The sequence below is a fragment of the Cyclobacterium sp. 10D3-21 genome (assembly GCF_055809755.1).
Genome location: NZ_CM147924.1, coordinates 3072887 through 3083791, shown reverse-complemented (window position 1 = coordinate 3083791; position 10905 = coordinate 3072887). Strand labels below are relative to the sequence as shown.

Below are 10905 nucleotides of genomic sequence, written 5' to 3'. Positions count from 1 at the left end.
TTAAAAAAAACATATCCTTCTTTTTTGCACTCACAATATTTGACCTGAATTGTAAATAGTGTTCAAGATAAGGGCTAGGACATAAAAAAACTAGAACCTCAACCAATTGGCTAAATTGAATTTCAAGCGCATGCCAATGTAATACCGACTGGAGGAAATTCTTAAAAATATTGAAGAATGAGCAAATTCAGCACATATGGTAGAAAAGATAATCGCTTCATTTAAACCACGAAAACTAATAAGCCAAAATTCCTTGACAGGACAACTTTAGATTTAAAGCCATCCAAAATTCGAAAAATTTATTGTCATTTAGTTTTCGTGGATAGAACTGTATTTTACAAATTCACTTTTTTGTTTTCTTGGGAAGAAAGATATATCCCTAAAATTAATGCGAGAGACTTCTTGGCATCTTGCCCTGTAACTACAGGAGTACTATTGTTTCTAATGGCCAGAACCATGTCTTCGATCTGTCCTTGGTGTAATTTATAATCAATGGCCATAGGATCTGAAGCGCCACTTCCACCAATGTCTGTTCCTGGAATTACGGCAGTTTCTTCTCCTTTAATATTCCAGGTTACAATTTTCCCACCTTCAAGGATTATATTCCCATTTTCTCCATAAATCTCTAATCGTTCAGGGTTTCCAGGATACAAGGAAGTTCCCCCAGTAATACTGCCTAATGCGCCATTTTTAAAATTGACTATAGCAGTTGCCAAGTCCTCTCCTTCTATTTTATGTACCATGGTTCTAACTTGGCCATAAACTGCCTCAGCATCTCCCATAATATCCAAAAGCAAGTCTATGGTATGTACGCCTTGATTAATAAGCGCCGCACCACCATCACCGTCTTTTGTTCCTTTCCAGCTGCTGCTACTGTAATAGGAAGGATCCCTGTACCAATTTATGGCTGCAGTACCCATAAGGAGTTTTCCAATTTTACCTGCCATTACTGCCTCTTTTAGTTTAAGGTATCCTGGTTTAAGCCTATTTTGAAATATTACGCCTAATTTCACTCCAGCCTTTTCACAAGCATTTATTAATAAATCAGCTCGCTCGGTACTTACCTCAATGGGTTTTTCCAATAAAATATGTTTCCCCGCATTTGCCGCTTCTATAGCCGGTTCTAAATGGTTACCGCTGTGTGTACAAATGCACACCACATCAATATCCTTTCGGCTTAAAAACTGATCGATTTCATAATCTGCCGGCACATTAAATTTATCCGAAGCCTGCTTGGCACGTGCTTCTGTGGAGCTTAATACCGCAACTAGTTCACTTTCTTCACAAGCATTGATGGCTGCTGCATGCATTCCTGCAATGGCTCCAGTCCCTATAATACCAAACCCTAATGGTTTTTGCTTAGTCATTTTATAATGTCTTTTTAATTGTTAAAATTCTTAGTCATTTGCTCCATTGCCCAATTTGTTCTGGCAGCGGAAATTCCGGTACTTGGACATTCCCATCCTCTTTCTAATAACTCATCCACTATAGATTTAATTAGAAAAAACTGAATGTTTTCTGGCATTTCAAATTGGAAAATCTCATCCTCTTTGCCATCTCTTTTTAAGGTAACAGAAGTTCCCCAAAAGCAAGGAAACCTTATTTCTCCTTGATTCCCAATGATTACAATTTCATCCTTTTGGGAAGATTCACCTGTGGTAAAGCACCAATTCCCAGTACCCAACACACCACTTTCAAAAGAAAAATTACCCAGAACAATGTCTTCGGCAGGGTATTTTCCCGACTGATTGGCAGCCATACCATTTACTTCTTTTATTGGTCCAAAAAGAAAATCAAAATAATCCAATTGGTGAGAGCCTAAATCATAAAAGTATCCTCCCCCTGCAATGGATGGGTCTATCCTCCAATTTTCCACAGTATTTTCTTCTACATCCGGGTGGTTGGCTTTATTAATGACCACGCTTAAATACCTGGGCTCTCCTATTGCACCTTCTGCTAATAAGCTTTTTACTTTCAAAAAATTAGGAAGAGTCCTACGGTAATAAGCCACAAAAAGAGGCACCCCTGCTTCTTCACAAATCTTAATCATCTCTAAACACTCCGCATGATTTCTAGCCATAGGCTTTTCAACGTACACCGGTTTACCTGCATTTGCAGCCTTCCGGGTAAGTTCTAAATGAGAATCAGGTGGCGTCGCAATATAAACAGCATTAACTTCTGGATCATTAATGAGTGCATCTGCATCGTCATACCATTTAGGCACCCCATGCCTTTCAGCATAATCTTTCGCTTTTTCTGCATTTCTGCGCATCACGGCTACTACAGATGAACCTTCAATTTTATTCATTGCGGGAGCGCTTTTTTTCTCGCATACACTTCCGGCACCGATCACACCCCAATTAACCTGACTTGAATTAAATTTTTTCATGCTTTAAATCTTACCTCAATTATTTACTATAATAATCATTACAGTAATCTTCTAAATTAAAATCAAACGAATCAATACGTTATTGTTGACCATTTCAAAATTAAGGTATTTTTGACAAAAGCCGATAGCCGAAAGCTTTTCCTTGATATTTTTTTGGTGAAGATGTTATATTAGTGGAAGAGTGGTGAAACCTTGCCCTGTTGAATTAAAGCGCTCTTGTCTGAACACTTTTTCAATTGTGGTCTACTTAAATTAATGATAAACCCCTGTTCGCTATACTTGGGATGGGTTTTAAGCAGAAAAAGATCTGTTAAACCTCTCCAAAACAAGGCAGCATCACTCTTTTCCGCCTCAGTGCCAAAATAAGGATGTGTAATGACAATAGGTTTTGCTTAAAGATGATTTTAACCCGAACTTGATCCACCAATCCCTGATGCTCCTATTGGCTATTTTGAATAAATCTTGAAAAAAAATACATTTACTAACTGATTATCAATAAGGTATTTGTTTAGTTATAGGAAAGGTTTTAAAATTCAAACCCAAAGCCTGCGAAAGTGCTTCTATTGTTTGTTTCAGGTATTGGTAATTTCAGCACACAATGGCATGGCCACCGCATGCTGAAACCTGAAAGGTTGGACCAACAATACACCCTAATAAAGCGATTGTTTACCTCAATCAAACTGAGGTAAATTGAGGTTTGGATCTATGTTTTCGTTAGAATCTTGCATAGATTTCCAGGAAACAGGATCCCCTTTTTCGGCAGCCATCCTGCCCAAAATTGCGGTATAGGTAGAGGTCGCACCTGAGGCTGATTCATTAAGGAATTTACCTGAATTGATACTACCTATAAAACTTTTAACTTTGTTTTCATTGGAATCATGTAATGCAGAGGTAAAAACCCCAGCAGCCCGTTGACTTCGGTCTTGGTTGGCACTTTCATGTCTTATCACCCCTGAATCCCAGGTATTCTCGCCATCTATAAATACACCTCCACTGTAATGTGCTGTTGCTATTCCTTTACTACCAATAAAACGAGCACAAACATCACCGAAAGTGGGTCCCAATTGAGTGGAATGAAAACTCACCCTGATATTGTCTGGATATTTATAGATCACTTGATAATTGTTCCAGGCATCTCCAAAAGCATTGTTATGATCTCTACCTCCTGATCCCATTGCGGTCAAAGGTTTTCTATTTAAAGCCCAACTGCAGACATCCAGCATATGGATTCCTTGATCCAAAAGAATACCACCAGACAAAGACCTAAAGTGAAACTGATTTCGAATCATTGCTTCCGATTTAGACATATTGTCTATGGGTTTTAACGGGAGACCGGATGCCAGGTAATACAATTGTGCGTTCACTACATCCCCAATAGCTCCTTCCTGAACCCTCTTAACCATTTCCTGGTAAGCAGTAGCATGTCGGATTTGGAAACCCACAACCATGCTTAATTTTCCATTAATGGTACTGCCAGCTTTTTCTATTCTTTTTACACCTGCTACATCTATCGCTACAGGTTTTTCACAATAAATATGCTTTCCTGCTGCAATGGCAGCTTCTACAAATTCAGGATGGGTATAGGCTGGTGAAGAGATTAATACCGCTTCCACATCCTTATTGTTGAGAAGCTCCATATAAGCTTTAGATCCCTGATAAATGTTTTTTGGATCAATTTTCCCAAATCCCTTATCCTTATTTAGCCCATCCAGTTTTTCTTTGGCTACTTTAAGCTGGTCATCAAACAGATCAGCCATTGCCATGATATTAACATTGGTATGTTTTGACATCGCAGTAATTACAGATGTCCCTCTATTTCCACAACCGATTATGCCAAGCTGAATAGCAGAATTGGCTTTTGTGCCAAACACTGTACTTGGTTTCAAAATTGTAATCGCAGACACTGCTGCCGCGCCTTTGATAAAAGACCTTCTTTCTATTTTTGTCATTTGGTGGTTTGTTTATCTATTTTCTATGTATAAATACCGATTGGGTTTTGGATTAACTTATAATATCATGGACGACATGCCCACTTACATCTGTAAGCCTAAATCTCCTCCCTTGGTGTTTGAAAATTAATTTTTCATGGTCCACCCCTAGCAAGTGGAGCATTGTCGCCTGAAAATCATGCACATGAACCGGATCCTTAACTATATTGTAACCAAATTCGCATGTTTCTCCATGGGTGTACCCTTTTTTCACACCACCACCGGCCATCCACATGGTAAAACATCTTGGATGATGGTCCCTTCCGTAATTGTCAAGTGTTAATTTACCCTGCGAGTAATTGGTCCGGCCAAATTCACCTCCCCAAACTACCAGGGTATCTTCCAGCAAGCCCCTTTGTTTTAAATCCATCACCAAAGCAGCACCTGCCTGATCCACACTTTTACTCATGATTTTAATGTCACGGGGTAAATTTCCATGCTGATCCCAACCTTGGTGGTAGAGTTGGATAAACTTGACATCTTTCTCAGCCAATCTTCTAGCCAAAAGGCAGTTGGCAGCAAAGGTTCCAGGTTTTCTGGAATCAGGACCGTACATGTCATATATATAGTCAGGCTCTTTAGAAATATCCATGGTGTCGGGCACAGAAGATTGCATTCTGTAGGCCATCTCATATTGAGAAATCCTGGAATTAATTTCCGGATCCATTACCTTGTCATACTTTATATCATGAAGATCTTTCAGTGCATCTAACATTCTTCTTCGACTCTTAGCGCTTAACCCATTGGGATTATTCAGATAAAGCACAGGGTCTTTTCCAGATCTAAACTGGACCCCCTGATGCAATGAAGGTAAAAACCCACTCCCCCATAATTTAGCATATAAGGGTTGTCCTCCAGCCTTGCCTCTCGAAAGTAAAACACAAAATTCAGGAAGGTTCTTATTGTCACTGCCTAAACCATAACTTATCCAGGAACCCATCGAAGGTCTACCACTTAATTGTGATCCTGTTTGAAAAAAGGTAATGGCAGGGTCATGGTTTATTGCTTCGGTGTGCATGGATTTAACAAAACACAATTCATCTACAATTTTAGCGGTGTGCGGCATCAATTCACTTACCCAGGCGGCGCTTTGCCCATATTGGGCAAAATCAAAAACTGAGCCGGCAAGAGGGAAGGAATTTTGACTTGAAGTCATACCCGTTAAGCGTTGTCCTGCCCTGATTGATGCCGGTAACTCCTGACCAAAGCGCTCATTAAGCAATGGTTTATAATCAAACAGTTCCATTTGGGAAGGTCCCCCACTTTGAAAAAGGTAGATCACCCTCTTGGCTTTTGGAACCAAAGGAAGCCTACCGAGGCCAGCTTGTTTACTACCTCCTATATTGGCCAGGAGATTTCCTGGGTCCAATAAAGAAGACAAGGCCACACTTCCTAAGCCCAGGCTGGTCTTCGTTAAAAACTGACGGCGATCCATTTTTGGATCATGTAATAAACTCATTTTCTTAATTTATTATTCCTAAATCCCATGCACTTCCAGCACAGCAAATACTCGTTTTAAAATCAGCCTATCTTTTGTAGATGGCCTCATCATAATTCATTAAAGTGGAATTGACAAGCGTAAAGGCTGCCAATTTCTCCTTTGGCAAGCTTTCATCTCTTACATATTCCCCAACCTGAAGCAAACTATCTGCCTCATGTGGGACATTCTGAAATTCAGTGAGCTCATTTTGGTACAATTCTTCTAAAATCATCAATTCATTAGGCTCAGGATTCCTACTCGTTATTGCTCTGAAACCATATTTTAACTGATCCGAAGTTTTTTCTCCACCAACTTTTAACATCTTTTCTGCGAGAACCCTGGAGGCTTCTATGTACTGAGGGTCATTCATAAGCACCAGCGCCTGCAGTGGGGTATTGGTATTTTGTCTTTTGATGATACAAACATATTTATCTGAAGCATCAAAATTAATCATCGCCGGAGGAGGTGCACTTCGTTTCCATATGGTATAAAGACTTCTTCTGTACAAATTGTCTCCTGTATCTTCAATGTATTCATTTGCATATTCAGCAGTTAACTCCCTCCAAAGTCCCTTGGGTTGGTAAGGCTTCACACTTTCCCCTCCGATTTTTGGTACCAATATGCCACTTGAGGCCAAAGCCTGATCCCTAACCATTTCCGCAGGAAGACGAGATGCATTGGCTCTTGATAACCATATATTTGAGGGATCTTTTTCCCTTGCGTCATTCTTCAAGGTAGAGGATTGCTGATAGGTAGCTGAGCTTACCATCATTTTTAGCAGCTGCTTAAGGTCCCATCCTGATTCCACGAAATTTACGGCTAGCCAATCCAGTAATTCGGGATGAGAGGGAAATTCACCCTGGTTTCCAAAATCATCGGGTGTTGCCACTATTCCTTTACCAAATAGCATCTGCCAGTATTGGTTGACCACTACTCTGGCCGTTAAAGGATTTTCTTTATGCAGTAGCCATTTAGCCAATCCCAACCTATTTTTAGGAAGCTCTTCAGGAAAAGCAAACAATACGGCTGGAGTCTGAGGAAAAACCTGCTCAGTAGGTGCATCATAAACCCCTCTGTCTAGAATAAAAGTCCCTCTTTCTTCACTTCTTTCCCGCATAACCATGACTTCAGGCTTGGCACTAACTAATGCATTTTCCTTTTTCCGGAGTTGATGCAGGGAATTCACCTGATTTTTGTATTGTTGATTTACCACAGAAAAATAATAGTCCTGTAAGGCAGCATTGTTTCCCTCCTTTAAATTGTTCAATATTGGGTCTGGGATCCCTGCCAACATTTGGGTTTCGATAGCGGTTAGTTTTCGGTCAAAAACCCGGATTTCATCTACAAGAGAATGGTCTAATGTTTCTGCAAAATTGGTCCCTCGTTTTCCTATCTGTAAATTCCCAGGGTGACCAATGCCTCGTTTTTCTTTGCCATAGGCCAATATGCTTTGCTTCAAATGATCGGTAACAACCTTATGTCCGAGTGGCTTCCCATTCATATAAATTTCCAAACCAGCAGCTTTACTCGATCCATCATAAGTCATGGCAAGATGTACCCATTCCCCAACTGGTACAATCTCTTCAGTATGAATTTCTATGGCATTTGCTGGCCAAGTATGGCTCATCAATCCTGCCAATCTTCCATCTTCTCTGATTAACAATTCATAACCTCTAAAACCATTTGCAAAACCACCTGTTTTGGAAAAAATTGGCCCATTTAAACTGTCCTCCATTGCTTTGTACCACAAACTGATGGAAAAAGGATCACTCCGCTCAAAATATGCGATATCAGAACCCAAGTCAACATAACTGTCTCCAACCAATTGAATCCCCTTACCAAACTTCCCATCCACAGTCAATATCTCCTTGTCCTTTTGAATAACCACCATGTCTGCTGGCTTGGTCTTATTGGCTAAGTTTTTAAATTTATTATCCATTGGTTTATCAAGTGGATAATGACCGATTTGACCTTTTAATGCAAATTGGGAGGTTGATTTAGAATTGAGACTAGCCAACCAGCTTTCAAAGGATTTAGAAGCCTGATTTTTAACACTATCAATAGTTGTTTCTTTTTCCCGAATTTCTTCATTGATATAGGCGATTTTTTTCTCCACCTCTTCATCGTCTTTCAGGATCAAGGTAGGGCTTGCATCACCTACATAAGGCACTTGACCCGTTTCATTGATATTGTTAAAAAATGCATATAACTGGAAATATTCCTTTTGAGAAATAGGGTCATATTTGTGGTCATGGCATCTAGCACACTCTGTAGACAATCCTAAAAATGCTTTACCAAGGGTATTGGTACGGTCAGCGACATATTCTACACGATACTCCTCAGGAATAATCCCTCCTTCCTGGCTCTGTGGATGGTTGCGGTTAAATCCTGTTGCGAGAATTTGGTCATAGGTCGGGTTTGGCAATAGGTCTCCGGCCAATTGCCAGAGAATGAAATCATCATAGGACAAGTTTTCATTGAATGCTTTTATTACCCAATCTCTCCAAGGCCACATATTTCTCATACCGTCATCCTGGTAGCCGTTTGAATCTGCATACCTGGCCAGGTCCAACCATTTAGAGGCCAACCTTTCGCCATAATGTGGGGATTCCAAATATTTATCCACCAACTTTAGGTAAGCTTCATTGGAGTTATCGTTTATAAAACCCTCCACATCATCCATAGAGGGCGGCAAACCAGTTAGATCAAAAGAAAGTCTTCTAATCAGGGTTTCTTTGCTAGCCTTTTCTGATGGTTCCAATCCTTTTGTAAGCATTTTAGCATAGACAAAATGATCTATTTCATTTTCAGCCCATGACAAGGCTTTATCATCCAGGGTGGGAGTATTTATTTTTTGAGGGGGAATAAAGGACCAGTGAGGTTTGTATTTGGCACCCTGTTCGATCCATCGGGTAATTAGTGCAATCTCCGTTTCAGAAAGTTTTAAGTTGGATTCAGCAGGTGGCATTTTTAGGTCTGCTTCCTCTGAAACTATCCGCTGATAAACTCCACTCTTCATAGGATTTCCAGGCACTAAAGCATAATGGTCCTTATTCTCACCAATTAAGTCAAGTGCATCAGCTTCCACATCCAATCTTAAATTGGCTTCTCTTTTATTGACATCCGGCCCATGGCAGGCAAAACACCGGTCAGACAAAATGGGTTTGATATGCAAGTTAAAATCCACCATTTCTGGTAATTGTTCTTCCACTTCCTCCGAAAACTCAATGGGCTGATTAAATGGGACAAGCCAAATAACAACCAAAAAAATGGTTAAAAATATAGCTGTTTTTAATATAAGACCTTTGTTCATTTTTGACACGATTGGCAAAATTATTCAATCTAATATACGAATTGCCTTTATATTATTTAATGAAAATGTCATGACCTGAAGTATTTGTGTTTGTAAGGACAATGCACAAAACTTCCGGTCATGACAATTGTTATCCGATAAGCTATTTATCGATCTTAATACTTACCGGGTTTAAATCCGAGCGGTTAATTATTTACCAACCTGGATTTTGTTCTAAATTTTTATTGAAAGAAATTTCATTGTCAGGAATAGGCAATAGGTTGTGTCTATCTTCGTATCCATTTGGAAATTTCACCTCAATCAAACCTCCATCAGCAGCCTTGATATCAACAGGATAAAGGTCCTGGCCAATTTTCCATCGTTTAATATCAGCCCATAAAATTCCTTCTCCAAAAAACTCAACAACGCGCTCATGTCTTAACTTCTCTCTGGCAGCCTCTTGAGAAAGATCAGTTGGCAATGAAGTAATTGTTACATCGGTTCGTTCTGTTCTTATTCTATTGATAATGCCAATGGCTTCAGGTATATTTTGATTGGTCTCAATAAGCGCCTCAGCCTTTGCCAATAACACATCAGCATATCGCAGTACGATAAAATTCAATGGAGAAACCCTGGGGCTAAGTAGGGCTATTCCCTCACCTACATTTTTCCGTAATCCAAATCCTACCCTCTGACCGGTATGATTAGGCACATCTTCAGGATATAACCTACCCTCAAAGGTCGCTCCAGGCCTTAATATTGAGAAATCCAATCTTGGATCCCTTCCCTCAAACTCATTGTTAGGATCAACGGCTGAACCATCGATCATTTCATATTCGTCTATAATATGTTGTGTAGGTGCAGGATCACTCGCTCCTGCGGCAGCCACACCACCTGGAAGGGCCAGCCATGCAAAGAAATTTCCCTGACCTTGTTCACCAGCTATGTACTGAATATCAAATAAAACCTCTTCATTGTTCTCATTGTCCAACTTAAAGAGTCCTTCATAGCTTGGAAATAAATCATACATTCCCAAGGCATCAATTTGCTCGATCATCTGCAAGACCTCGGTGTATTTATTTTGATACAAATAAGCCCTCATTTTCATACCCAAAGCTGCGCCTTTGGTAACCCTACCCAATTCATAGCTTACAGGTTCTGAATTTTGAATCGCTATATCATAATCTGAAATGGCCTGAGCCCATGTCTCTTCCAGGGTATTTCTACTTAGTTCGGTTACTTCCTGAGTATTTAACTTGGTTAATATGATGGGCACACCACCATAAGCATCCGCTAATAATGCATAAGCAATCCCTCTGAGAAAATGTACCTCCCCCAAATAGGTGGCTTTTTTATCTGCAGGAAGATCAACATTTTCTAAATTGGCAATAAAATCATTGGAGAAATTAATGATCCTATAGCACATCGTCCATCGCTCATCTACTAAACCGCCTGTAGTACTTGCTGTAATTGAACCGTTACCAATTTGCTTTTCCAAACCATTCCAGTGTGCCCACTGGTAAGCATAAGGTGTGATGGCATCAAAAGTCGGCCCTGAACCATATACTCCTCTATGTTTCAAAACACTATAGATACCATTTAAAGCCAATTTAACATCATTTTCATTTTGCCAAAATGAAACCGTTGTAATCCTGTCTGTAGGATATACTGCAAGAAATTCCTCACCACAGCTACTAAAAAGAAGCATGCCCAGGACTACATAATTTATTTTAAATATCTTTATCGTTTTCATAAT

At 39.8% G+C, this 10905-nt stretch carries 6 protein-coding genes; all 6 read right to left on the bottom strand.

Annotation, left to right across the window (positions count from 1 at the left end):
- Positions 1 to 335: 335 nt before the first annotated feature.
- Positions 336 to 1367, bottom strand: a complete 1032-nt coding sequence (locus AC0L7T_RS12370) for a Gfo/Idh/MocA family protein (RefSeq protein WP_473342949.1) — start codon at positions 1365 to 1367, stop codon at positions 336 to 338.
- Between the two features lie 14 nt (positions 1368 to 1381).
- Positions 1382 to 2389 carry a Gfo/Idh/MocA family protein gene (locus AC0L7T_RS12365; RefSeq protein WP_473342948.1) on the bottom strand — a complete coding sequence of 336 codons (1008 nt, stop codon included), beginning with the start codon at positions 2387 to 2389 and terminating at the stop codon, positions 1382 to 1384.
- 671 nt (positions 2390 to 3060) lie between these two features.
- Complete coding sequence (locus tag AC0L7T_RS12360; RefSeq protein WP_473342947.1) at positions 3061 to 4338, bottom strand: Gfo/Idh/MocA family protein; 1278 nt, start codon at positions 4336 to 4338, stop codon at positions 3061 to 3063.
- A gap of 52 nt (positions 4339 to 4390) precedes the next feature.
- The gene (locus tag AC0L7T_RS12355) at positions 4391 to 5836 is read right to left on the bottom strand and encodes a DUF1501 domain-containing protein (RefSeq protein WP_473342946.1); all 1446 of its coding nucleotides are present in this window, start codon (positions 5834 to 5836) and stop codon (positions 4391 to 4393) included.
- A gap of 67 nt (positions 5837 to 5903) precedes the next feature.
- The gene (locus AC0L7T_RS12350) at positions 5904 to 9170 is read right to left on the bottom strand and encodes a DUF1553 domain-containing protein (RefSeq protein ID WP_473342945.1); all 3267 of its coding nucleotides are present in this window, start codon (positions 9168 to 9170) and stop codon (positions 5904 to 5906) included.
- 193 nt (positions 9171 to 9363) lie between these two features.
- The gene (locus tag AC0L7T_RS12345) at positions 9364 to 10902 is read right to left on the bottom strand and encodes a RagB/SusD family nutrient uptake outer membrane protein (protein ID WP_473342944.1); all 1539 of its coding nucleotides are present in this window, start codon (positions 10900 to 10902) and stop codon (positions 9364 to 9366) included.
- Between the last annotated feature and the right edge of the window lie 3 nt (positions 10903 to 10905).